The organism is Pseudomonas sp. 9_2_1 (assembly GCF_059295275.1).
Genome location: NZ_CM181239.1, coordinates 532,334 through 555,650, shown reverse-complemented (window position 1 = coordinate 555,650; position 23,317 = coordinate 532,334). Strand labels below are relative to the sequence as shown.

The following is a 23,317-nucleotide window of genomic DNA, read 5'->3' as shown; positions in this document are numbered from 1 at the left end:
GCTGCCTGATATCAGCCAACGAGGTGTAGCAGAACGGCCCCAGCCAGAACGAGGCTCACGCCCACTACCTGAAAACAGGACAATCGCTCGCGATAGAAGAAGAAACCAAGTACTGCGGCGATGCCTCCCGACAGTGTGCTGATCACCGTGACGATGGAAATCGAACCATTCAGCACCCCCCAGGAAAAAGCAGAAAAACCACCCAGGTTGAACAGGCTGGCACTACACAATGTCGCATAGGTTCTTGGCCTAATGGCCGACCAGCACCTCATCAGCCTGAGCGCCTCGGGCATCAGGAAGATCACCCCTACTGCATACCCTAGCGCCAACATGTTCACAGGGCCGAGCGATGGCAGCGCATATTTACCTTGGAGCCAGAAACTGACGCCGTATAGGGCCGCAGCCAACAGAGCGAACGCAACTGGCAACCGGCTCATCGGACGCCCCTGTTCACCAGACCGGTTCCCGCTGCTACTGGCCAATAACACACCGATGAAACAGGTCAGCAAGGCAATAAACTGCCAAGGCGACAATTCCTCACCACCGAGCCAGGCCAACAGCGTGGTAAAAACTCCGTAAGTGGTTACCAGCGGAGCCACAACAGCTGTCTTGCCGATAGCGAAGGCTTTGGAAAGCGACAATGCACCCAACACCGTGCAAAGCGCCGCAACGCTGCCAAGGAGCAATGCCGGTACAGGTGCCGTCAGCATCCTTTCCAATTGAGTTGCCGACAGAAAGATGATCAGGCACATCAGCAGCAGGCCCAATACCTGCCCAAAGAACACGGCTCGGCGAATGCCAACCGCTCGGGCGTTTACACCTACCAGAAAATCCGTAGCGCCCCAGAAAACGGCTGCTACCAAACCCATGATGACGTCCATGTTTCCAGCTCCTCAGCCTGCCTAGGAGGAGATAGTAAACAGTGAGGGCGGCAAGCAGTTGCAACACCAGCTAATTCAGAAGCGTCCTACATAGGAGGCCTGCCCATAAAAAAACCCAGGGCAATGGCCCTGGGTTTTGCTCTAGCTGGACAACTTCACGCTCTGATCAGAACGGAATATCGTCATCGAAGCTGTCGAAGTCAGCTGCCGGCTGCGGTGCTGCCTGCTGCGGTGCAGGGCGCTGCTGCTGTTGCTGCTGCGGGCGCTGGGCCTGCTGGCGTGGCGGGGCCTGGTTGTACTGTTGCTGCTGGCCGCCCTGGTTGTAGTTGCCGCCGGCCTGGTTGTACGGGTCACCGCCCTGCTGCTGACCTTGTGGACGGCCGCCCAGCAGCTGCATGGTGCCGTTGATGTCGACGATGATCTCGGTGGTGTAACGCTTGATACCGTCTTTTTCCCACTCGCGGGTCTGCAGCTTGCCTTCGATGTAGCACTGCGAACCCTTGCGCAGGTACTCGCCAGCAATTTCGGCAACCTTGCCGAACAGCGACACACGGTGCCACTCGGTACGCTCGACCTTCTGGCCCGACTGTTTGTCGGTCCACTGCTCGCTAGTAGCCAGGCTCAGGTTGGTCACGGCGTTACCGTTGGGCAGGTAGCGGACTTCGGGATCCTGGCCACAGGTGCCGACCAGAATGACTTTGTTAACCCCACGGGCCATAACGTTCTCCTAGGCTTCGCACGCCGAAGAGGCCGGGTTTACCAGGCGCTCGAGGGTCGTACGGTCCAAAATTTTCGTATCCAGTTTGATATAGATGGCGGATTCTTCTTCCACCACAACGGCGTCGGTCACACCCGGCACAGCCATCAGGCGCTCGGTCAGGCCGGCTTCCCGGACTGCCTCTGGCGTCAGCGGCATACGCAGGCTGGTCACATAGGGCGGCTCGTTCATGCGCAAGGCAACGACCAGCCAGATGGCACACAGCACCGCGCAACCCAGGAACACCATGTTCAGCCCGCCGTGCTGGAACAACCAGCCACCGAGGATTCCTCCCAGGGCAGCACCGAGGAACTGGCTGGTGGAATACACCCCCATTGCCGTCCCCTTGCCACCTGCAGGCGACACTTTGCTCACCAGTGAAGGCAACGATGCCTCCAGCAGGTTGAATGCAGTAAAGAATACCACGGTGCCGATCACCAGTCCGCGCAAACCGTCAGCCCACTGCCAGAAGAACAGCTCCACCAGCAGCAACACACTGACCGCCCCGGCCAGTACGCGTTTCATCTTGCGCTTTTTTTCGCCGTAGATGATGAACGGTACCATTGCAAAAAATGAGATGAACAACGCGGTCAGGTATACCCACCAGTGCTGCTCCTTCGGCAGGCCGCCGCGCTCGACAAAGGCCAGTGGCAGTGCGACGAAGCTGGCCATGAGAATGGCATGCAGGACGAAAATGCCCACATCCAGGCGCAGAAGGTCCGGGTGGCGCAGGGTCGGGCCGATTGCCTGGCGTGCCACCCCCGACTCTCGGTGCTGCAGGATGCTGTGGGTGTTGGGCACGACGAACGCGATCAACAGGATACCCACCAGGGCAAGTCCTGCCGTTGTCAGGAACAATCCTGACAACCCGAATGCACTTGTCAGCAAGGGGCCGACAACCATGGCCACGGCGAACGACAGGCCGATGCTCATGCCGATCATGGCCATCGCCTTGGTCCGGTGCTGCTCGCGGGTAAGGTCGGACAACAATGCCATGACCGCTGCGGAAATCGCCCCGGCGCCCTGCAGGATACGCCCGGCGATCACCCCCCAGATGGAGTCGGCCTGCGCCGCCAGTACGCTGCCCAGGGCGAAGATCACCAGCCCCAGGTAAATCACCGGCCGGCGGCCGATACGGTCGGAAATCATCCCGAACGGAATCTGCAGCACTGCCTGGGTCAGGCCATAGGCACCGATGGCCAGGCCGATCAGTGCGGGGGTTGCACCGGCCAGGTCCATGCCGTAGGTAGCCAGCACCGGCAGGACCATGAACATGCCCAGCATACGAAAGGCAAAGACCAGGGCCAGGCCGCCAGCAGCGCGGGTTTCGCCGCTGCTCATGCGCTCGTTGTGGGTGTCGTGCATGGATTAACCTCGTATGAACCGGCGGCGATTCTATCAGTCCGACAGCTTGAGGGCATCTACGCGACGCTTTGCCGCGTACTGGCAGGGCGCCGTATACTTCTTTGTTTATGCCCGCCGAGCGAGGCCGCAGTGGACAAGATCCTGATTCGTGGGGCACGTACCCACAACCTGAAGAACATCGACCTGACCCTGCCCCGGGACAAACTCATCGTGATCACCGGCCTGTCCGGTTCCGGCAAGTCGTCCCTGGCGTTCGACACCCTGTACGCCGAAGGCCAGCGCCGCTACGTGGAATCGCTGTCGGCCTACGCCCGGCAATTCCTGTCGATGATGGAAAAGCCTGACGTCGACACCATCGAAGGCTTGTCGCCAGCCATTTCCATCGAGCAGAAGTCGACTTCGCACAACCCGCGCTCCACGGTCGGCACCATTACCGAAATCTACGACTACCTGCGCCTGCTGTACGCCCGCGTGGGTACCCCGCGCTGCCCGGACCATGACATTCCGCTGGAAGCGCAAACGATCAGCCAGATGGTCGACCTGGTGCTGGAGCGCCCGGAAGGCAGCAAGCTGATGCTGCTGGCGCCGGTGATACGCGAGCGCAAGGGTGAGCACCTGGCGGTATTCGATGAGCTGCGCGCTCAGGGTTTCGTGCGCGCCCGGGTCAACGGCAAGCTCTACGAGCTTGACGAGCTGCCAAAACTCGACAAGCAGAAGAAGCACAGCATCGATGTGGTGGTCGACCGCTTCAAGGTTCGCGCCGACCTGCAACAGCGCCTGGCCGAATCGTTCGAGACCGCGCTGAAGCTGGCCGACGGTATTGCCCTGGTGGCGCCGATGGACGACGAGCAGGGCGAAGAGACGATCTTCTCCGCGCGCTTCGCCTGCCCGGTATGCGGCCATGCGATCAGCGAGCTGGAACCGAAGCTGTTCTCCTTCAACAACCCGGCCGGCGCGTGCCCGACCTGCGACGGCCTGGGGGTGAAGCAGTTCTTCGACACCAAGCGCCTGGTCAACAGCGAGCTGACCCTGGCCGAAGGCGCCATCCGCGGCTGGGACCGGCGCAACGTATACTACTTCCAGATGCTCGGCTCGCTGGCCGCGCATTACGGTTTCAGCCTGGAAGAGCCCTTCGGCGAGCTGTCGGCCGAGCATCAGAAGGTGATCCTGCAGGGCAGTGGCAAGCAGAGCGTCGACTTCAAGTACCTCAACGACCGGGGCGATATCGTCAAGCGCTCGCACCCGTTCGAAGGCATCGTGCCGAACCTGGAGCGCCGCTACCGCGAAACCGAGTCGGCCACCGTGCGTGAAGAACTGGCCAAGTTCCTCGGTACCCAGCCTTGCCCGGATTGCCGCGGCACCCGCCTGCGCCGCGAGGCACGCCACGTGTGGGTGGGCGAAAAAACCCTGCCGGCGGTGACCAACCTGCCCATCGGTGATGCCAGCAACTACTTCGCCGAGCTGACCCTGACCGGTCGCCGTGGCGAGATCGCGGCGAAGATCCTCAAGGAAATCTGCGAACGCCTGCAGTTTCTGGTCAACGTCGGCCTCGACTATCTCACCCTCGACCGCAGCGCCGATACCCTGTCCGGTGGCGAAGCCCAGCGAATTCGCCTGGCGAGCCAGATCGGCGCCGGCCTGGTCGGGGTAATGTACATTCTCGACGAACCGTCCATCGGTCTTCATCAGCGCGACAACGACCGCCTGCTGGCCACCCTCAACCACCTGCGCGACCTTGGTAACACGGTAATCGTGGTGGAGCACGACGAGGACGCCATCCGCCTGGCCGACTATGTCGTCGATATTGGCCCGGGGGCGGGTGTGCACGGCGGCCAGATCGTCGCCGAGGGCTCGCCGCAGGAGGTCATGGACCACCCTGACTCGCTGACCGGCAAGTACCTGTCCGGGCGCAAGAAGATCGCCGTGCCAGCCAAGCGCACGCCGCGCAACAAGAAGCTGCAGCTCAAGCTCAAGGGCGCGCGGGGCAACAACCTGCAGAACGTCGACCTGGAAGTCCCGATCGGCCTGCTGACTTGCGTGACGGGAGTGTCCGGCTCGGGCAAGTCGACGCTGATCAACAACACCCTGTACCCCTTGGCCGCTACCGCCCTGAATGGTGCCAGCAGCCTGGAAGCGGCAGCGCACAGCAGCATGGATGGCCTGCAGCACCTGGACAAGGTGGTGGATATCGACCAGAGCCCGATCGGCCGCACGCCGCGCTCCAACCCGGCCACCTACACCGGCATCTTCACGCCGATCCGCGAACTGTTTTCCGGCGTGCCGGAATCACGCTCGCGGGGTTACGGCCCCGGGCGCTTTTCGTTCAACGTCAAGGGTGGCCGTTGCGAGGCTTGCCAGGGTGATGGCCTGATCAAGGTGGAGATGCACTTCCTGCCGGACATCTACGTGCCGTGCGACGTGTGCAAGAGCAAGCGCTACAACCGCGAAACCCTGGAGATCAAGTACAAGGGCAAGAACATCCACGAAGTGCTGGAAATGACCATCGAGGACGCCCGCGAGTTCTTCGATGCGGTACCAGCGCTGGCGCGCAAGCTGCAAACGTTGATGGATGTAGGCCTGTCGTACATCAAGCTGGGTCAGTCGGCAACCACGTTGTCTGGCGGCGAGGCGCAACGGGTGAAACTGTCACGCGAGCTGTCCAAGCGCGATACCGGCAAGACCCTGTACATCCTCGATGAACCGACCACGGGCCTGCACTTCGCCGACATCCAGCAGTTGCTCGACGTGCTGCATCGCCTGCGCGACCACGGCAACACTGTGGTGGTGATCGAGCACAACCTGGATGTGATCAAGACCGCCGACTGGCTGGTGGACCTGGGGCCGGAAGGTGGTTCCAAAGGTGGGCAGATCATTGCCTGCGGTACGCCGGAAGAGCTGAGCACGATGAAACAGTCGTATACCGGGCATTACCTGAAACCGCTGCTGGAGCGGGACCGGGCCTGAATACATCCGACAACATGAAAAAGCCCCTGATACCGAAGGTGCCAGGGGCTTTTTCATGATCTGTGGATAACTTACATCTGCGACTGCAGGTAGTTTTCCAGGCCGATCGCCTTGATCAGGCCCTGCTGCTTTTCCAGCCAATAGGTGTGATCTTCTTCGGTATCGGCCAGCTGTGCACGCAGGATGTCACGGCTGACGTAGTCCTTGTGCAGCTCGCACAGCTCGATGCCCTTGCATAGCGCGCCGCGGACCTTGTACTCGAGCTTGAGGTCCGCCTCGATCATCTCCGGCACGGTGCTGCCCACTTCCAGGTCGTCCGCGCGCATGTCGGGGGTGCCTTCGAGCATGAGGATGCGGCGCATCAGGGCATCGGCGTGCTGCGTCTCTTCTTCCATCTCGTGGTTGATACGCTCGTAGAGCTTGGACAGGCCCCAGTCTTCGTACATACGCGAATGAATGAAGTACTGGTCGCGTGCCGCCAGTTCGCCCTTCAGCAACGTGACGAGGTAGTTGATTACGTCCGGGTGACCTTGCATCGCCCTGCTTCTCCATGTGAATACGTCTATGCCACACAGTGTGAACCAGCTTTTGCCCGCGGTCACTGAAAAACGCGCAATTAGAAGCAAAAAATCGGCTAAACAGTAGTGATATTCATTGAAAAACCGCCCAAATGAGGGCGGTTCTTCTTATCACTTCGACTTAGGCAAGATTGACGCCCAAAGCCTTGGCAATGCCTTCGCCGTACGCCGGGTCGGCCTTGAAGAAGTACTGCAACTGCCGTTGCACCACGTCCAGGCTTACACCTGCCATGGTGCCGGCGATGTTGTCGATCAGCAGGGCCTTCTGCTCGGCACTCATCAAGCGGAACAGGGCCCCGGCGTGGCTGTAGTAGTCGCTGTCCTCGCGGTGATCGTAGCGGTCTGCCGAACCACTCAGGGCCAGTGCAGGCTCGGCGTGGCGCGGCGACTGTTTCGGTGCCTCGGCGTAGCTGTTGGGCTCGTAGTTGGGCGCACCCGCGTAACTGCCAGTGGCCATGGAGCCGTCCCGTTGATAGCTGTTCACCGCGCAGCGTGGCGCGTTCACAGGCAGCTGCTGGTGGTTGGTCCCCACGCGGTAGCGATGCGCATCAGCGTAGGCGAATACACGGCCTTGCAGCATGCGGTCCGGCGACAGGCCGACACCCGGCACCATGTTGCTTGGCCCGAACGCCGCCTGCTCCACTTCGGCGAAATAGTTGAGCGGGTTGCGGTTCAGCTCCAGCACCCCCACTTCGATAAGCGGGTGATCCTTCTGCGACCAGGTCTTGGTCACATCGAACGGGTTTTCGCCGCGGCTCGCCGCCTGGTCTTCGCTCATCACCTGAATGCACACGGTCCAGCGTGGGTATTCGCCGCGCTCGATGGCCTCGAACAGATCACGCTGGGCATAGTCCGGATCGGTACCTGCCAGCCGTGCAGCGTCTGCCGGAGTGAGGTTCTTGATACCTTGCTGGGTCTTGAAGTGCCATTTGACCCAGGTGCGCTCACCCTCGGCGCTGATCAGGCTGTAGGTGTGACTACCAAAGCCATGCATGTGGCGATAGCCATCCGGAATGCCGCGGTCAGAGAACAGGATGGTGACCTGGTGCAGAGCCTCGGGGGAGTGCGACCAGAAGTCCCACATCATCTGGGGGTTCTTCAGGTTGGATTGCGGGTGGCGTTTTTGCGTGTGGATAAAGTCCGGGAACTTGAGCGGGTCGCGAATGAAGAACACTGGCGTGTTGTTGCCAACGATGTCCCAGTTGCCTTCCTCGGTATAGAACTTGACCGCGAAACCGCGCGGGTCGCGCTCGGTATCCGCAGAGCCACGCTCGCCACCTACAGTGGAGAAGCGCAGGAAGGTCTCAGTCTGCTTGCCGATCTGCTCGAACAGCTTGGCGCTGGTGTAGCCGGTGATGTCGCGGGTAACGGTGAAGGTGCCATACGCACCCGAGCCCTTGGCGTGAACGCGGCGCTCAGGGATGTTCTCGCGATTGAAGTGGGCAAGCTTCTCGATCAGGTGAAAGTCGTCGAGCAGCAGCGGGCCACGTGGGCCAGCGGAACGGGAGTTCTGGTTGTCAGCTACAGGTGCACCGCTGGCGGTGGTGAGAATCTTGCTCATGGGCTCTCCTTATCGGGCTTCAAGCGCCGGCTAATCGGCTATGGAGAGTATCGACGAGCAAGTTCATAAGGACAAATGTATTACATGACTCGCATCAATAGAAAATAACAATATATGCACACACAAAAAACCGGGCACTAGGCCCGGTTCTTTGTAGCAGACAGAACGTCTTACTCAGCAGCTTCTACAGCACCGCCGACCGGACGATCAACCAGCTCGACGTACGCCATAGGCGCGTTGTCGCCAGCGCGGAAACCGCACTTCAGGATGCGCAGGTAGCCGCCCTGACGGGTGGCGTAACGCTTGCCCAGGTCGTTGAACAGTTTGCCAACAGCGGACTTCGAACGGGTACGGTCGAAGGCCAGACGGCGGTTAGCAACGCTGTCTTCCTTGGCCAGGGTGATCAGCGGCTCGGCAACGCGACGCAGTTCCTTGGCTTTCGGCAGGGTGGTTTTGATCAGCTCGTGCTCGATCAACGACACTGCCATGTTCTGGAACATAGCCTTGCGGTGAGAGCTGGTACGGCTCAGGTGACGTCCACTTTTACGATGACGCATGATTCATTCCTTACCAAACACTACGTTCGGTGATTACGACGATCAGGCGGTCGCCTTGTCGTCTTTCTTAAGACTTGCAGGCGGCCAGTTGTCGAGGCGCATGCCGAGAGACAGACCACGAGAGGCCAGGACGTCCTTGATTTCAGTCAGGGACTTCTTGCCCAGGTTAGGAGTCTTCAACAGCTCTACTTCGGTACGCTGAATCAGGTCGCCGATGTAGTAGATGTTCTCCGCCTTGAGGCAGTTGGCCGAACGTACAGTCAGTTCCAGGTCGTCAACCGGACGCAGGAGGATCGGATCGATCTCGTCTTCCTGCTCGACTACGACAGGCTCGCTGTCACCTTTGAGGTCGACGAACGCGGCCAGCTGCTGTTGCAGGATGGTCGCAGCGCGGCGGATAGCCTCTTCAGGATCCAGGGTGCCGTTGGTTTCCAGATCGATGACCAGCTTGTCCAGGTTGGTACGCTGTTCAACACGGGCGTTTTCGACCACATAGGCGATACGACGCACCGGGCTGAACGAAGCGTCCAACTGCAGACGGCCAATGCTACGGCTTTCGTCTTCGTCGGTTTGACGGGAGTCAGCCGGCTCGTAACCACGACCACGAGCTACAGTGAGCTTCATGTTCAGGGCGCCATTCGACGCCAGGTTCGCGATTACGTGATCGGGGTTGACGATCTCGACATCGTGATCCAGCTGAATATCGGCAGCGGTAACCACCCCCGAACCCTTTTTCGACAAGGTCAGCGTAACTTCGTCACGACCGTGCAGTTTGATAGCCAGGCCTTTCAGGTTCAACAGGATTTCAATTACGTCTTCCTGAACACCTTCGATCGCGGAGTACTCGTGGAGTACGCCATCGATCTCGGCCTCGACTACTGCACAGCCAGGCATGGAGGACAACAGGATGCGGCGCAGCGCGTTGCCCAGGGTGTGGCCGAAACCACGCTCGAGAGGCTCGAGCGTAATCTTGGCGCGGGTCGGACTGACTACCTGCACATCAATGTGGCGGGGAGTCAGGAACTCATTTACCGAAATCTGCATGGATGCACCTATTTTCTAGCCCTTACTTGGAGTAGAGCTCGACAATCAGGTTTTCGTTGATGTCGGCAGACAGGTCGCTGCGAGCAGGAACGTTCTTGAAAACGCCCGACTTTTTAGCAGCATCCACGTCAACCCACTCAACGCGGCCACGCTGGGCGCACAGTTCAAGGGCTTGAACAATGCGCAGCTGAGCCAACGACTTCTCGCGGACCGCGACCACGTCACCCGGACGAACTTGGTAGGATGGAATGTTTACAGTCTTACCGTTGACGCTGATCGCTTTGTGCGAAACCAGCTGACGCGACTCGGAACGAGTCGAGCCGAAGCCCATACGGTAAACGACGTTATCCAGACGGCACTCGAGCAGTTGCAGCAGGTTCTCACCAGTTGCGCCTTTTTTCGAGGCTGCAGCTTGGTAGTAACCGCGGAACTGACGCTCCAGAACACCGTAGATACGACGGACTTTTTGTTTCTCGCGCAGCTGGGTACCGTAGTCGGACTGACGGCCACGGCGCTGGCCGTGGATACCTGGGGCTGCTTCGATGTTGCACTTCGATTCCAGAGCGCGAACGCCGCTCTTCAGGAACAGATCGGTGCCTTCACGACGAGACAGTTTGCATTTTGGACCAATGTAACGTGCCATTCTTCTGTCTCCTGATTACACGCGACGCTTCTTCGGCGGACGGCACCCGTTATGCGGGATTGGCGTCACGTCGGTGATGCTGGCGATCTTGTAGCCGCAGCTGTTCAATGCACGAACGGCGGACTCACGACCTGGACCTGGACCCTTGACGTTAACGTCGAGGTTCTTCAGACCGTATTCCAGCGCAGCTTGACCAGCACGCTCGGCAGCAATCTGGGCTGCGAACGGGGTGGATTTGCGCGAACCACGGAAACCCGAACCACCGGAGGTCGCCCAGGACAAAGCATTGCCCTGACGGTCGGTGATGGTCACGATGGTGTTGTTAAAAGAAGCATGGATGTGGGCGATGCCATCAACCACTGTCTTTTTGACTTTCTTACGAGGACGAGCAGCAGGTTTTGCCATGTCTATATTCCTGGGCGGTTACTTGCGGATCGGCTTACGCGGGCCCTTACGGGTGCGTGCGTTGGTCTTGGTGCGCTGACCGCGAACCGGCAGACCTTTACGATGACGCAGGCCGCGGTAGCAACCCAGGTCCATCAAGCGCTTGATCTTCATGTTGATGTCACGACGCAGGTCACCTTCGGTGGTGAACTTCGCGACTTCGCCACGCAGGGTTTCGATTTGCTCGTCGCTCAGATCCTTGATCTTAGCGGCTGGGTTTACACCAGCGTCTGCACAAATCTTATGTGCAGTTGTGCGACCGACACCATAGATGTAGGTCAGCGAGATAACAGTATGCTTGTTATCTGGAATGTTGACGCCTGCAATACGGGCCATTCAGTGGGACTCCAATTGACAGCTACCTACGCCCCGGAAGCCAAGAAATAGGGCGCGAGATAATATCGCTGTAGAAACGATTAATCAACCCAGCAGCACACTAGCTGCTGGGTTTGACGCAAATCACACTCAGCCTTGGCGCTGTTTGTGACGCGGTTCCGCGCTGCAGATCACTCGTACGACGCCTTCGCGACGGATGATCTTGCAGTTACGGCACAGCTTTTTCACCGATGCACGAACTTTCATTACCGACTCCTCGAACCTTAAGGGGCGTATCAGCGCAGCAAACCGCTGCCGCCGTAGCCTTTCAGGTTGGCTTTCTTCATCAGGGATTCGTACTGGTGCGAAACGAGGTGCGATTGTACTTGGGACATGAAGTCCATCACAACCACTACCACAATCAGCAACGAGGTCCCGCCAAGGTAGAACGGCACATTTGCTGCCACCACCAGGAACTGGGGCAGAAGGCAGACGGCCATCATGTATAGAGCACCGAACATGGTCAAACGGGTCAGAACGCCATCGATATAGCGCGCCGACTGCTCACCAGGACGGATACCCGGAATAAAGGCACCGGACTTCTTCAGGTTTTCCGCTACGTCTTTCGGGTTGAACATCAACGCTGTGTAGAAGAAGCAGAAGAAAATGATCCCTGCACTAAACAGCAGAATGTTCAACGGCTGACCAGGAGCGATCGACTGCGAGATGTCCTGCAGCCAGCCCATACCTTCGGACTGACCGAACCAGGCACCCAGCGAAGCCGGGAACAGCAAAATGCTGCTCGCGAAAATGGCCGGGATAACCCCCGCCATGTTCACTTTCAGCGGCAAGTGGCTGGTCTGCGCTGCAAAGACCTTGCGGCCCTGCTGACGCTTGGCGTAGTGAACGGCGATACGACGCTGACCACGCTCAATGAACACCACGAAACCGATAATCGCTACTGCCAGCAAACCGATTGCGACCAGGGCGAAAATGTTGATATCGCCTGTGCGTGCAGACTCGAAAGACTGCCCGATTGCTCTCGGAAGACCGGCAACGATACCTGCGAAGATCAACATCGAGATACCGTTGCCCACACCGCGCTCGGTGATCTGCTCGCCCAGCCACATCATGAACATCGCGCCAGCCACGAACGTGGAGACGGCGACGACATGGAAGCCCAGCCCTGCAGAAAACGCCACGCCCTGGTTGGCCAGGCCAATGGACATGCCAATGGCTTGAACCAGTGCCAGGATAACGGTGCCGTAGCGGGTGTACTGGCTGATCTTGCGACGGCCAGCTTCACCTTCCTTCTTCAACTGCTCCAGTTGCGGGCTGACCGCCGTCATCAGCTGCATGATGATCGATGCCGAGATGTACGGCATGATCCCCAGTGCAAAGATGCTCATGCGCTCAAGCGCGCCACCGGAAAACATGTTGAACAAGCTAAGAATGGTCCCCTCATTCTGCCGAAACAGATCCGCCAGACGGTCCGGATTGATGCCGGGAACCGGGATATGCGCACCTATCCGATAGACGATGATCGCCATGAACAGAAAGCGCAGACGAGCCCAGAGTTCCGACATCCCGCCCTTACCGAGCGAAGAGAGAGCACCTTGCTTAGCCATTTATTCCTCGAATTTGCCGCCAGCTGCTTCGATAGCCGCACGCGCACCCTTGGTGGCTGCGATGCCCTTGATGGTGACTGCGCGAGTAACTTCGCCAGACAGCATGATTTTCACACGCTGAATGTGCTGGTTGATCACGTTGGCATCCTTCAGGGATTGCACGGAGATCACGTCGCCTTCCACTTTGGCCAGCTCGGACAGACGCACTTCTGCGCGGTCCATGGCTTTCAGGGAAACGAAGCCGAATTTCGGCAGACGACGGTGCAGCGGCTGTTGACCGCCTTCGAAGCCAGGAGCGATCGAACCACCCGAACGGGAGGTCTGACCTTTGTGGCCACGGCCGCCGGTCTTACCCAGACCGCTACCGATACCACGACCTGGACGATGCTTTTCGCGACGGGAACCCGGCGCTGGACTCAGATCATTGAGTTTCATCGATTAGCCCTCGACCTTCAGCATGTAGTAAGCCTTGTTGATCATCCCGCGGTTCTCGGGAGTATCCTGGACTTCTACAGTGTGACCGATGCGACGCAGACCCAGACCCTTAACGCACAGTTTGTGGTTAGGGATGCGGCCCGAGACGCTCTTGATCAGCGTTACTTTTACGGTTGCCATGATCAGAAGATCTCCTCGACGCTCTTGCCGCGCTTGGCAGCAATGGATTCAGGAGATTGCATGGCTTTCAGACCCTTGAAGGTGGCGTAAACCACGTTCACTGGGTTGGTCGAACCGTAGCACTTGGCCAGAACGTTCTGAACACCAGCAACTTCCAGGACAGCACGCATTGCACCGCCGGCGATGATACCGGTACCTTCCGAAGCAGGCTGCATGTAAACCTTCGAGGCGCCGTGGGCAGCCTTGGTGGCGTACTGCAGGGTGGTGCCCTTCAGGTCAACCTGGATCATGTTGCGACGAGCAGCTTCCATGGCTTTCTGAATCGCGGCAGGTACTTCGCGCGACTTGCCACGGCCGAAGCCAACACGGCCCTTACCATCACCTACCACGGTCAGCGCGGTGAAGGTGAAGATACGGCCGCCTTTTACGGTTTTGGCAACGCGGTTAACTTGAACCAGCTTCTCGATGTAGCCTTCGTCGCGCTTTTGATCGTTATTTGCCATAACTTAGAACTCCAGCCCGCCTTCACGAGCAGCATCAGCCAGCGCTTTGACGCGGCCATGGTACTTGAAGCCGGAACGGTCAAAGGCAACTTGAGATACACCGGCGGCTTTCGCACGCTCAGCTACCAGCTTGCCAACCTTAGTGGCCGCGTCGATGTTGCCGGTGGCGCCATCACGCAGGTCTTTGTCCAAGGTCGAGGCGCTTGCCAGAACCTTGCTGCCGTCGGCCGAAATGACCTGGGCGTAGATGTGCTGCGAGGAGCGGAACACGCACAGGCGCACGACTTCGAGTTCGTGCATCTTGAGACGTGCTTTGCGAGCGCGACGCAGTCGAATAACTTTTTTGTCGGTCATTTGCTAGGCCCTACTTCTTCTTGGCTTCTTTACGACGGACTACTTCGTCCGCGTAACGCACACCCTTGCCTTTGTAAGGCTCTGGTGGACGGAAGTCGCGGATTTCAGCGGCCACCTGACCTACCAGCTGCTTGTCGATACCCTTGATCAGGATGTCGGTCTGGCTAGGTGTTTCAGCGGTGATACCGGCTGGCAGTTCGTAGTCCACTGGATGCGAGAAGCCCAGAGCCAGGTTCAGGACGGTGCCTTTAGCCTGCGCCTTGTAACCAACACCGACCAGCTGGAGCTTACGCTCGAAGCCTTGGCTTACGCCTTGGACCATGTTGTTGACCAGGGCACGGGTAGTACCGGCCATAGCACGAGCTTGCTGATCACCGTTGCGAGCGACGAAACGGAGTTCGCCGGAGACTTCGGAGACTTCAACAGACGAGTGAACGTTCAGTTCGAGAGTGCCCTTGGCACCCTTCACCGAAAGCTGCTGACCGGCGAATTTGACTTCGACGCCTGCTGGCAGCTTAACGGGGTTCTTAGCGACGCGAGACATGCCTATCTCCCCTTAGAACACTGTGCACAGAACTTCGCCGCCGACACCGGCAGCGCGCGCAGCGCGGTCAGTCATCACACCTTTGTTGGTGGAGACGATAGACACGCCCAGGCCGCCACGTACTTTCGGCAGGTCTGTAACGGCCTTGTACTGGCGCAGGCCAGGACGGCTGGAGCGCTTCAGCTCCTCGATGACCGGACGGCCTTCGAAGTACTTGAGCTCGATCGACAGAGAAGGCTTGGCCTCACCAGTAACCTGGTAACCGGCAATGTAACCTTCGTCTTTCAGAACTTTGGCAACCGCGACCTTCAGGGTAGAGGAAGGCATGCTTACGACGGACTTTTCAGCCATCTGGGCATTACGGATGCGAGTTAGCATGTCCGCTAACGGGTCCTGCATACTCATGGGCTAGATGCTCCTGATACAAGAATTATTAGCCTTGCGGCTATCACAACCACCCGAGCGGACAGGGTTAAACCCCAGGCTCAGGTGAGCCGGTCATTCTAGACACAAGGTAGAAACGAAACAAGCCCCATATAGGGGCTTGTTTGTTGGCAAGATCACCGGCGGTCGGAAGATTGCTCTCCTTACGCCGGGATCACACCTGCAGCGATTACCAGGAGGCCTTGACCAGACCTGGTACGTCACCACGCATTGCAGCTTGACGCAGCATGTTACGGCCCAGGCCGAACTTACGGTATACACCGTGAGGACGACCGGTCAGGCGGCAACGGTTGCGCAGACGCGCAGCGCTGGCATCACGTGGCTGCTTCTGCAGCGCAACAACGGCAGCGAAACGCTCTTCAGGAGAGGCGTTCACGTTGACGATGGTCGCTTTCAGCTCAGCACGCTTTTTGGCGAACTTGGCTACCGTGAGCTGACGCTTCAGCTCGCGGTTTTTCATGCTCTTCTTGGCCATTTTCCTACTCCAATCAGTTGCGGAACGGGAATTTGAATGCACGCAGCAGAGCGCGGCCTTCGTCATCCGAACGAGCAGTGGTGGTCAGGGTGATGTCCAAACCGCGCAGAGCATCGATCTTGTCGTAATCGATTTCCGGGAAGATGATCTGCTCTTTCACGCCCATGCTGTAGTTGCCACGGCCATCGAAGGACTTGGCATTCAGGCCGCGGAAGTCGCGGACCCGAGGCAGGGAGATCGCCAGCAGGCGGTCCAGGAATTCGTACATCTTGTCGCTACGCAGGGTCACCTTGACGCCGATCGGCCATCCTTCGCGGACTTTGAAGCCAGCGATGGATTTACGAGCGAAAGTCACGACCGGCTTTTGACCGGTGATCTTTTCCAGGTCGGCAACAGCGTGCTCGATGACTTTCTTGTCGCCGATCGCTTCGCCCAGACCCATGTTCAGGGTGATTTTGGTAACGCGCGGAACTTCCATCACGTTCGACAGCTTAAGTTCTTCCTTAAGCTTGGGAGCGATTTCGTTCCGGTAAATCTCTTTCAGTCGTGCCATGGTCTTCTACCTAGCAGTGTTCAAGCATCAACCGCTTTTTGGGTCGACTTGAAGACACGAATTTTCTTACCGTCTTCTACTTTAAAACCAACGCGGTCAGCCTTGTTGGTTTCGCCGTTGAAGATGGCAACGTTGGAAGCGTGCAGAGGCGCTTCTTTCTCGACGATACCGCCCTGAACGCCCGCCATCGGGTTAGGCTTGGTATGACGCTTGACCAGGTTCACACCACCGATGACCAGACGGTCATCAGCGAGAACCTTCAGCACCTTACCGCGCTTACCTTTGTCTTTGCCGGCGATCACGATGATCTCGTCGTCACGACGAATCTTTTGCATGTCGGATCTCCTTACAGCACTTCAGGGGCGAGCGAGACGATCTTCATGAACTTCTCAGTACGAAGTTCACGGGTCACTGGCCCGAAGATGCGAGTGCCGATCGGCTCTTGCTTGTTGTTCAGCAGAACAGCAGCGTTGCCGTCGAAACGAATGATGGAACCGTCAGCGCGACGGACACCGTGACGGGTGCGCACGACAACAGCAGTCATCACTTGGCCTTTTTTGACCTTACCGCGCGGAATTGCTTCCTTGACGGTAACCTTGATGATGTCACCGATGCCGGCGTAACGGCGGTGCGAACCGCCGAGCACCTTGATGCACATGACGCGACGAGCGCCGCTGTTATCGGCCACATCGAGCATGGATTGAGTCTGAATCATAAAATTTCTCCGACCCCTAGCCCTTAGACTTCAACAGCGCGTTCGAGGACTTCAACCAGTGCCCAGGACTTGGTCTTGGCCAGCGGACGGGTTTCGGTAATCGAAACTTTGTCGCCGATCTTGCACTGGTTGGTTTCGTCGTGCGCGTGCAGCTTAGTCGAACGCTTAACGTATTTACCGTAGATCGGGTGCTTTACGCGACGCTCGATCAGTACGGTGATGGTCTTGTCCATTTTGTCGCTGACGACACGGCCAGTCAGCGTACGGACGGTTTTTTCAGCTTCAGCCATGATCACTTACCTGCCTGCTGGTTGAGCACAGTTTTCACGCGAGCGATGTCACGCTTAACTTGCGAGAGCAGGTGCGACTGCCCCAACTGGCCAGTTGCTTTCTGCATGCGCAGATTGAACTGGTCGCGCAGCAGGCCGAGCAGTTGCTCGTTCAGCTGCTGTGCCGATTTTTCACGAAGTTCATTCGCTTTCATCACATCACCGTCCGCTTAACAAAGGAGGTGGCGAGAGGCAGCTTTGCAGCAGCCAGGGCGAAAGCTTCGCGCGCCAGCTCTTCAGAAACACCCTCGATCTCGTACAGGACTTTGCCTGGCTGGATCTGGGCAACCCAGTATTCCACGGAGCCCTTACCTTTACCCATACGAACCTCGAGAGGTTTCTTGGAGATCGGCTTGTCCGGGAACACACGGATCCAGATCTTGCCGCCACGTTTTACGTGACGGGTCAGGGCACGACGTGCCGACTCGATCTGGCGGGCGGTGAGGCGACCGCGAGCAACAGCCTTCAGGGCGAATTCGCCGAAGCTGACTTTGCTACCGCGCAGTGCCAGACCACGGTTGTGGCCAGTCATCTGCTTGCGGAATTTTGTACGCTTTGGTTGCAACATTTGGCGTACCCCTTACTTAGCAGCTTTTTTACGAGGCGCTGGTGCTTGTGGTTTCAGTTCTTCTTGGCGACCACCAATAACTTCGCCTTTGAAGATCCAAACCTTCACACCGATCACACCATAAGTGGTGTGAGCTTCGTAGGTGTTGTAGTCGATATCGGCACGCAGGGTGTGCAGAGGCACACGACCTTCGCGATACCACTCGGTACGAGCAATCTCGGCGCCGCCGAGACGACCGCTCACCTGGATCTTGATGCCCTTGGCACCAATACGCATGGCGTTCTGTACGGCGCGCTTCATGGCGCGACGGAACATTACGCGGCGTTCCAGCTGCTGAGCTACGCTCTGCGCAACCAGCATAGCGTCGAGTTCCGGCTTGCGGATCTCTTCGATGTTGATGTGCACAGGCACACCCATCTGCTTGGTCAGGTCCTGACGCAGTTTCTCAACATCTTCACCTTTCTTGCCGATAACGATACCGGGACGAGCAGTGTGGATGGTGATGCGTGCGGTTTGAGCCGGGCGATGAATATCGATACGGCTTACGGACGCGCTTTTTAGTTTGTCCTGGAGGTACTCACGTGTTTTCAGATCCTTCAACAGGTAATCTGCGTAAGTAGCGCCGTCTGCATACCAGACGGACGTGTGCTCCTTGACGATTCCCAGGCGAATGCCAGTGGGATGTACTTTCTGACCCATCTGATCGACTCCGTTACTTGTCCGCAACCTTGACAGTGATATGGCAAGACCGCTTGACGATGCGATCTGCGCGGCCTTTGGCACGCGGCATGATGCGCTTCAGCGAACGCCCTTCGTTGACGAAGACGGTGGAGACCTTCAGGTCATCAACGTCTGCGCCTTCGTTGTGTTCGGCGTTGGCAACGGCCGACTCGAGGACTTTCTTCATGATTTCAGCGGCTTTTTTGCTGCTGAAGGCCAACAGGTTGAGCGCTTCGCCCACCTTCTTCCCGCGGATCTGGTCGGCGACCAAGCGGGCTTTCTGGGCGGAGATTCGAGCGCCCGACAACTTAGCGGCTACTTCCATTTCCTAACCCCTTAACGCTTGGCTTTCTTGTCAGCCACGTGCCCACGATAAGTGCGGGTACCGGCAAACTCGCCCAGTTTATGGCCGACCATGTCTTCGTTCACGAGAACTGGAACATGCTGGCGACCGTTGTGAACCGCGATGGTCAGACCGACCATTTGTGGCAGGATCATCGAACGACGCGACCAGGTTTTAACTGGTTTGCGATCGTTCTTCTCCACCGCCACTTCGACCTTCTTCAACAGGTGAAGATCGATAAAAGGACCTTTTTTCAGAGAACGTGGCACTGTCGTATCCCTCTAGTTACTTGCGACGACGGACGATCATTTTGTCGGTACGCTTATTACCACGGGTTTTAGCACCCTTGGTTGGGAAGCCCCATGGCGATACCGGATGACGACCACCGGAGGTACGACCTTCACCACCACCATGTGGGTGGTCAACCGGGTTCATGGCAACGCCACGAACGGTTGGGCGAACGCCGCGCCAGCGTTTGGCACCTGCTTTACCCAGCGAACGCAGGCTGTGCTCGGAGTTCGAGACTTCGCCCAGGGTCGCACGGCACTCAGCCAGTACTTTACGCATTTCACCAGAGCGCAGACGCAGGGTCACGTAGACACCTTCGCGAGCGATCAGCTGAGCCGAAGCACCAGCGGAACGAGCGATCTGTGCACCTTTACCCGGCTTCAGTTCGATGCCGTGAATGGTGCTACCCACTGGAATGTTGCGCAGCTGCAGGGAGTTACCGGCCTTGATTGGGGCCAGGGTACCTGCGATCAGCTGGTCGCCAGCGCTCACGCCTTTAGGGGCGATGATGTAGCGACGCTCGCCGTCTGCGTAGCACAGCAGGGCGATGTGAGCAGTACGGTTCGGGTCGTATTCGATACGCTCGACAGTGGCTGGGATGCCATCTTTGTCGTTGCGACGGAAGTCAACCAGACGGTAATGCTGCTTATGACCACCACCAACGTGACGAGTGGTAATGCGGCCATTGTTGTTACGACCACCAGACTTCGATTTTTTCTCGAGCAGCGGTGCGTGAGGAGCGCCTTTGTGCAGCTCCTTGTTGACCACCTTGACCACGAAACGGCGGCCAGGGGAAGTCGGTTTGCATTTAACGATTGCCATGATGCACCCCTTCCTTACTCAGCACTGCTGCTGAAATCGAGATCTTGGCCTGGCTGAAGGGAGACGATCGCCTTCTTCCAGTCATTGCGCTTGCCCAGACCACGTGCGGTACGCTTGGTTTTACCCAGAACGTTAACGGTCGACACGTTTTCAACTTTTACGTTGAACAGGCCTTCGACAGCTTTCTTGATTTCCAGCTTGGTTGCGTCGGTAGCAACCTTGAATACGAACTGGCCTTTCTTCTCAGCCAGAACGGTAGCCTTCTCGGAAACGTGCGGGCCAAGGAGGACTTTGAATACGCGTTCCTGGTTCATCCCAGCAGCTCCTCGAATTTCTTCACGGCCGAGACAGTGATCAACACTTTCTCGTATGCGATCAGACTGACCGGGTCGGAACCTTGTACGTCACGTACGTCGACGTGCGGCAGGTTACGAGCAGCCAGGTACAGGTTCTGATCAACAGCGTCGGAAACGATCAGTACGTCGCTCAGACCCATGCCGTTCAGCTTGTTCAGCAGATCTTTGGTTTTCGGCGCTTCGACAGCGAAGTCCTGAACCACGACCAGACGGTCGCTACGCACCAGCTCAGCGAGGATGGAGCGCAGGGCTGCGCGGTACATCTTCTTGTTGAGCTTTTGCGAGTGATCTTGAGGGCGAGCTGCGAAGGTTACACCACCGCCACGCCAGATCGGACCACGAGTGGTACCAGCACGAGCACGGCCAGTACCCTTCTGACGCCATGGGCGCTTACCGCCACCAGCCACGTCGGAACGGGTCTTCTGCTGCTTGGTACCTTGACGGCCGCCGGCCATGTAGGCCACGACTGCTTGGTGAACCAGCGTCTCGTTGAATTCGCCACCGAAAGTCAGTTCGGAAACTTCGATCGCCTGAGCGTCATTTACATTAAGTTGCATGTCAGTTTCCCCTTAACCGCGAGCCTTGACAGCTGGACGTACAACCACGTCGCCGCCAGTAGCGCCTGGAACGGCACCCTTGACGAGCAGCAGGTTGCGCTCAGCGTCTACGCGAACTACTTCCAGGGACTGAACAGTCACGCGCTCGGCGCCCATGTGACCGGACATTTTCTTGCCCTTGAACACACGACCAGGAGTCTGGCACTGGCCGATGGAACCAGGAACACGGTGCGACACGGAGTTACCGTGGGTGTTGTCCTGACCACGGAAGTTCCAGCGCTTGATGGTACCGGCGAAGCCTTTACCTTTCGACTGACCAGTAACGTCTACCAGCTGGCCTTCAGTGAAGAGTTCAGCTTTGATCGAGTCGCCAGCCTGGAACTCGCCTTCTTCAAGACGGAACTCCCAGACACCGCGACCAGCGGCAACGTTAGCCTTGGCGAAGTGACCTGCCTGAGCGGCAGTCACGCGAGAAGCACGACGCTCGCCGACAGTGACTTGCACTGCACGGTAGCCATCGGTTTCTTCAGTTTTGAACTGGGTGACGCGATTCGGCTCGATCTCGATGACCGTGACCGGAATGGAGACACCTTCTTCGGTGAAAATGCGGGTCATACCGCACTTGCGACCGACTACACCAATAGTCATGTTGTAACCTCATGAGTGTACGGGGCTTTCACCCGCTATGGCCGCCCATTTCAGAGCGTTACACGGACAAGACCGAAGTCTTAGCCGAGGCTGATCTGCACTTCCACACCTGCCGCCAGATCAAGCTTCATCAGCGCGTCAACGGTTTTATCCGTTGGCTGGACGATGTCCAGAACACGCTTATGAGTGCGGATCTCGTACTGGTCACGCGCGTCTTTGTTGACGTGCGGGGAAACCAGAACGGTGAAACGCTCTTTGCGGGTAGGCAGTGGAATTGGACCACGCACTTGTGCACCAGTACGTTTCGCGGTTTCCACGATTTCCTGGGTGGATTGGTCGATCAGGCGATGGTCGAAAGCCTTCAACCTGATTCGGATTTGCTGATTTTGCATTGGATTTCAGACTCCAGGCTGTTCCCAACGGACGCACTACGCCCGCTAAAAGGAGGCGTGATTCTATAGACGCCTCAATTTAGTGTCAACCGAATAAAAAAAACCCCCGCTGAGCGGGGGTTTTTTTCAACCGATCGAGTGATTACTCGACGATTTTGGCCACGACGCCGGCGCCGACGGTACGACCGCCTTCACGAATGGCGAAACGCAGACCGTCTTCCATTGCGATGGTCTTGATCAGGGTGACAACCATTTGGATGTTGTCGCCTGGCATTACCATTTCAACGCCTTCCGGCAGTTCGCAGTTACCGGTCACGTCAGTGGTACGGAAGTAGAACTGAGGACGGTAGCCTTTGAAGAACGGCGTGTGACGACCGCCTTCTTCCTTCGACAGAACGTAGACTTCGGCAACGAACTTGGTGTGCGGCTTGACCGAACCTGGCTTGACCAGAACCTGGCCACGCTCAACGTCGTCACGCTTGGTACCACGCAGCAGAACGCCGCAGTTCTCGCCAGCACGACCTTCGTCCAGCAGCTTGCGGAACATCTCAACACCGGTGCAGGTGGTGGTGGTGGTGTCACGCAGACCAACGATTTCCAGCGGATCCTGAACGCGGACGATACCACGCTCGATACGACCGGTAACAACGGTACCACGACCCGAGATCGAGAATACGTCTTCGATCGGCATCAGGAACGGCTGGTCGATGGCACGAACTGGCTCTGGGATGTAGCTGTCCAGAGTTTCGACCAGTTTACGAACGGCAGTGGTGCCCATTTCGTTGTCGTCTTTGCCTTCCAGGGCCATACGAGCCGAACCGATGATGATCGGGGTGTCGTCGCCTGGGAAGTCGTAGGTGGACAGCAGGTCGCGAACTTCCATCTCGACCAGTTCCAGCAGCTCAGCGTCGTCTACCAGGTCAGCCTTGTTCAGGAAGACCACGATGTACGGAACGCCAACCTGACGGGACAGCAGGATGTGCTCACGGGTTTGTGGCATCGGACCATCGGCGGCCGAGCAAACCAGGATCGCGCCGTCCATCTGGGCAGCACCGGTGATCATGTTCTTCACGTAGTCAGCGTGACCTGGGCAGTCGACGTGAGCGTAGTGACGAATGGTCGAGTTGTATTCGACGTGAGCGGTGTTGATGGTAATACCGCGCGCTTTCTCTTCCGGAGCCGAGTCGATCTTGTCGAAGTCGACGATTGCGGAACCGAAAACTTCGGAGCAAACGCGAGTCAGAGCTGCGGTCAGAGTGGTCTTACCGTGGTCAACGTGGCCGATAGTGCCGACGTTAACGTGGGGAAGGGAACGATCAAATTTTTCTTTAGCCACGACAGTGAACCTCTTGCC

Annotated in this window: 35 protein-coding genes; 1 reads left to right on the top strand and 34 read right to left on the bottom strand. The window is 58.0% G+C overall.

Features of this window, described 5'->3' with window-relative positions; all coding sequences use genetic code 11:
• Window positions 1-11: 11 nt before the first annotated feature.
• The 3 genes from AC5O5I_RS02435 to AC5O5I_RS02425 form a co-directional block, all read right to left on the bottom strand.
• The gene (locus tag AC5O5I_RS02435) at window positions 12-881 is read right to left on the bottom strand and encodes a DMT family transporter (protein ID WP_172285387.1); all 870 of its coding nucleotides are present in this window, start codon (window positions 879-881) and stop codon (window positions 12-14) included.
• Between the two features lie 166 nt (window positions 882-1,047).
• Window positions 1,048-1,599 carry a single-stranded DNA-binding protein gene (locus AC5O5I_RS02430; RefSeq protein WP_172230115.1) on the bottom strand — a complete coding sequence of 184 codons (552 nt, stop codon included), beginning with the start codon at window positions 1,597-1,599 and terminating at the stop codon, window positions 1,048-1,050.
• A 9-nt stretch (window positions 1,600-1,608) separates the two neighbouring features.
• A complete protein-coding gene (locus AC5O5I_RS02425) occupies window positions 1,609-3,003 on the bottom strand; it encodes an MFS transporter (RefSeq protein WP_172285388.1) in 1,395 nt (464 codons plus the stop codon).
• A gap of 129 nt (window positions 3,004-3,132) precedes the next feature.
• On the opposite strand from AC5O5I_RS02425, the gene uvrA reads away from it, so the two are divergent.
• Window positions 3,133-5,967, top strand: a complete 2,835-nt coding sequence (gene uvrA, locus AC5O5I_RS02420; protein WP_172285389.1) for an excinuclease ABC subunit UvrA — start codon at window positions 3,133-3,135, stop codon at window positions 5,965-5,967.
• Between the two features lie 71 nt (window positions 5,968-6,038).
• Here the strand turns inward: uvrA and bfr are convergent, their stop codons facing one another.
• The 31 genes from bfr to tuf all read right to left on the bottom strand — a co-directional run bounded on the left by bfr (window position 6,039) and on the right by tuf (window position 23,299).
• The gene (bfr, locus tag AC5O5I_RS02415; RefSeq protein ID WP_003255449.1) at window positions 6,039-6,503 is read right to left on the bottom strand and encodes a bacterioferritin; all 465 of its coding nucleotides are present in this window, start codon (window positions 6,501-6,503) and stop codon (window positions 6,039-6,041) included.
• A gap of 163 nt (window positions 6,504-6,666) precedes the next feature.
• Window positions 6,667-8,106, bottom strand: a complete 1,440-nt coding sequence (locus AC5O5I_RS02410) for a catalase (protein ID WP_494512013.1) — start codon at window positions 8,104-8,106, stop codon at window positions 6,667-6,669.
• 170 nt (window positions 8,107-8,276) lie between these two features.
• Window positions 8,277-8,663, bottom strand: coding sequence for a 50S ribosomal protein L17 (gene rplQ / locus AC5O5I_RS02405; protein ID WP_003255451.1), 387 nt, complete (start codon window positions 8,661-8,663; stop codon window positions 8,277-8,279).
• Window positions 8,664-8,705: 42 nt separating this feature from the next.
• Entirely contained in the window at window positions 8,706-9,707 is a 1,002-nt protein-coding gene (locus AC5O5I_RS02400) for a DNA-directed RNA polymerase subunit alpha (RefSeq protein WP_003255452.1), read from the bottom strand.
• Between the two features lie 22 nt (window positions 9,708-9,729).
• On the bottom strand, window positions 9,730-10,350 hold the full coding sequence (gene rpsD, locus AC5O5I_RS02395; protein WP_012270238.1) for a 30S ribosomal protein S4: 621 nt from the start codon (window positions 10,348-10,350) through the stop codon (window positions 9,730-9,732).
• Window positions 10,351-10,365: 15 nt separating this feature from the next.
• Window positions 10,366-10,755 carry a 30S ribosomal protein S11 gene (gene rpsK, locus AC5O5I_RS02390; protein ID WP_003255454.1) on the bottom strand — a complete coding sequence of 130 codons (390 nt, stop codon included), beginning with the start codon at window positions 10,753-10,755 and terminating at the stop codon, window positions 10,366-10,368.
• Between the two features lie 18 nt (window positions 10,756-10,773).
• A complete protein-coding gene (gene rpsM / locus AC5O5I_RS02385) occupies window positions 10,774-11,130 on the bottom strand; it encodes a 30S ribosomal protein S13 (protein ID WP_172228320.1) in 357 nt (118 codons plus the stop codon).
• 129 nt (window positions 11,131-11,259) lie between these two features.
• A complete protein-coding gene (gene rpmJ / locus AC5O5I_RS02380; protein ID WP_002555468.1) occupies window positions 11,260-11,376 on the bottom strand; it encodes a 50S ribosomal protein L36 in 117 nt (38 codons plus the stop codon).
• A gap of 29 nt (window positions 11,377-11,405) precedes the next feature.
• On the bottom strand, window positions 11,406-12,737 hold the full coding sequence (gene secY / locus AC5O5I_RS02375) for a preprotein translocase subunit SecY (RefSeq protein ID WP_003255459.1): 1,332 nt from the start codon (window positions 12,735-12,737) through the stop codon (window positions 11,406-11,408).
• Complete coding sequence (rplO, locus tag AC5O5I_RS02370) at window positions 12,738-13,172, bottom strand: 50S ribosomal protein L15 (protein WP_003255461.1); 435 nt, start codon at window positions 13,170-13,172, stop codon at window positions 12,738-12,740.
• 3 nt (window positions 13,173-13,175) lie between these two features.
• Window positions 13,176-13,352: a 50S ribosomal protein L30 gene (gene rpmD, locus AC5O5I_RS02365; protein ID WP_011531895.1), complete on the bottom strand. Its 177-nt coding sequence runs from the start codon at window positions 13,350-13,352 to the stop codon at window positions 13,176-13,178.
• Between the two features lie 2 nt (window positions 13,353-13,354).
• Window positions 13,355-13,855, bottom strand: a complete 501-nt coding sequence (gene rpsE / locus AC5O5I_RS02360) for a 30S ribosomal protein S5 (RefSeq protein WP_003255465.1) — start codon at window positions 13,853-13,855, stop codon at window positions 13,355-13,357.
• 3 nt (window positions 13,856-13,858) lie between these two features.
• Complete coding sequence (rplR, locus tag AC5O5I_RS02355) at window positions 13,859-14,209, bottom strand: 50S ribosomal protein L18 (protein ID WP_003255467.1); 351 nt, start codon at window positions 14,207-14,209, stop codon at window positions 13,859-13,861.
• A gap of 10 nt (window positions 14,210-14,219) precedes the next feature.
• Window positions 14,220-14,753: a 50S ribosomal protein L6 gene (rplF, locus tag AC5O5I_RS02350; RefSeq protein ID WP_172285391.1), complete on the bottom strand. Its 534-nt coding sequence runs from the start codon at window positions 14,751-14,753 to the stop codon at window positions 14,220-14,222.
• A 12-nt stretch (window positions 14,754-14,765) separates the two neighbouring features.
• Window positions 14,766-15,158: a 30S ribosomal protein S8 gene (gene rpsH / locus AC5O5I_RS02345; RefSeq protein ID WP_003255471.1), complete on the bottom strand. Its 393-nt coding sequence runs from the start codon at window positions 15,156-15,158 to the stop codon at window positions 14,766-14,768.
• A gap of 208 nt (window positions 15,159-15,366) precedes the next feature.
• Complete coding sequence (rpsN, locus tag AC5O5I_RS02340; RefSeq protein ID WP_008089807.1) at window positions 15,367-15,672, bottom strand: 30S ribosomal protein S14; 306 nt, start codon at window positions 15,670-15,672, stop codon at window positions 15,367-15,369.
• Window positions 15,673-15,685: 13 nt separating this feature from the next.
• Complete coding sequence (rplE, locus tag AC5O5I_RS02335) at window positions 15,686-16,225, bottom strand: 50S ribosomal protein L5 (protein WP_003255474.1); 540 nt, start codon at window positions 16,223-16,225, stop codon at window positions 15,686-15,688.
• 20 nt (window positions 16,226-16,245) lie between these two features.
• The gene (gene rplX, locus AC5O5I_RS02330; protein ID WP_003255476.1) at window positions 16,246-16,560 is read right to left on the bottom strand and encodes a 50S ribosomal protein L24; all 315 of its coding nucleotides are present in this window, start codon (window positions 16,558-16,560) and stop codon (window positions 16,246-16,248) included.
• A gap of 11 nt (window positions 16,561-16,571) precedes the next feature.
• Entirely contained in the window at window positions 16,572-16,940 is a 369-nt protein-coding gene (rplN, locus tag AC5O5I_RS02325; protein WP_002555479.1) for a 50S ribosomal protein L14, read from the bottom strand.
• Window positions 16,941-16,963: 23 nt separating this feature from the next.
• Complete coding sequence (gene rpsQ / locus AC5O5I_RS02320; RefSeq protein ID WP_023534981.1) at window positions 16,964-17,230, bottom strand: 30S ribosomal protein S17; 267 nt, start codon at window positions 17,228-17,230, stop codon at window positions 16,964-16,966.
• Between the two features lie 2 nt (window positions 17,231-17,232).
• Window positions 17,233-17,424, bottom strand: coding sequence for a 50S ribosomal protein L29 (rpmC, locus tag AC5O5I_RS02315; RefSeq protein WP_002555481.1), 192 nt, complete (start codon window positions 17,422-17,424; stop codon window positions 17,233-17,235).
• The gene (rplP, locus tag AC5O5I_RS02310) at window positions 17,424-17,837 is read right to left on the bottom strand and encodes a 50S ribosomal protein L16 (RefSeq protein WP_003255479.1); all 414 of its coding nucleotides are present in this window, start codon (window positions 17,835-17,837) and stop codon (window positions 17,424-17,426) included. The genes rpmC and rplP overlap by 1 nt, the downstream gene beginning before the upstream one ends.
• Window positions 17,838-17,849: 12 nt before the next feature.
• On the bottom strand, window positions 17,850-18,536 hold the full coding sequence (gene rpsC, locus AC5O5I_RS02305) for a 30S ribosomal protein S3 (protein WP_003255481.1): 687 nt from the start codon (window positions 18,534-18,536) through the stop codon (window positions 17,850-17,852).
• 13 nt (window positions 18,537-18,549) lie between these two features.
• Entirely contained in the window at window positions 18,550-18,882 is a 333-nt protein-coding gene (gene rplV, locus AC5O5I_RS02300; RefSeq protein ID WP_003103908.1) for a 50S ribosomal protein L22, read from the bottom strand.
• 11 nt (window positions 18,883-18,893) lie between these two features.
• On the bottom strand, window positions 18,894-19,169 hold the full coding sequence (gene rpsS / locus AC5O5I_RS02295; protein ID WP_003255482.1) for a 30S ribosomal protein S19: 276 nt from the start codon (window positions 19,167-19,169) through the stop codon (window positions 18,894-18,896).
• A 16-nt stretch (window positions 19,170-19,185) separates the two neighbouring features.
• A complete protein-coding gene (gene rplB / locus AC5O5I_RS02290; RefSeq protein ID WP_172221131.1) occupies window positions 19,186-20,010 on the bottom strand; it encodes a 50S ribosomal protein L2 in 825 nt (274 codons plus the stop codon).
• Window positions 20,011-20,024: 14 nt separating this feature from the next.
• Window positions 20,025-20,324, bottom strand: coding sequence for a 50S ribosomal protein L23 (gene rplW, locus AC5O5I_RS02285; RefSeq protein WP_003255484.1), 300 nt, complete (start codon window positions 20,322-20,324; stop codon window positions 20,025-20,027).
• The gene (gene rplD / locus AC5O5I_RS02280; RefSeq protein ID WP_003255485.1) at window positions 20,321-20,923 is read right to left on the bottom strand and encodes a 50S ribosomal protein L4; all 603 of its coding nucleotides are present in this window, start codon (window positions 20,921-20,923) and stop codon (window positions 20,321-20,323) included. Before rplD ends, rplW begins: the two co-directional genes overlap by 4 nt.
• A gap of 12 nt (window positions 20,924-20,935) precedes the next feature.
• Window positions 20,936-21,571 carry a 50S ribosomal protein L3 gene (rplC, locus tag AC5O5I_RS02275; RefSeq protein WP_172221128.1) on the bottom strand — a complete coding sequence of 212 codons (636 nt, stop codon included), beginning with the start codon at window positions 21,569-21,571 and terminating at the stop codon, window positions 20,936-20,938.
• An 80-nt stretch (window positions 21,572-21,651) separates the two neighbouring features.
• Window positions 21,652-21,963, bottom strand: coding sequence for a 30S ribosomal protein S10 (rpsJ, locus tag AC5O5I_RS02270; RefSeq protein WP_003186070.1), 312 nt, complete (start codon window positions 21,961-21,963; stop codon window positions 21,652-21,654).
• Window positions 21,964-22,105: 142 nt separating this feature from the next.
• On the bottom strand, window positions 22,106-23,299 hold the full coding sequence (gene tuf, locus AC5O5I_RS02265) for an elongation factor Tu (RefSeq protein WP_172221125.1): 1,194 nt from the start codon (window positions 23,297-23,299) through the stop codon (window positions 22,106-22,108).
• Between the last annotated feature and the right edge of the window lie 18 nt (window positions 23,300-23,317).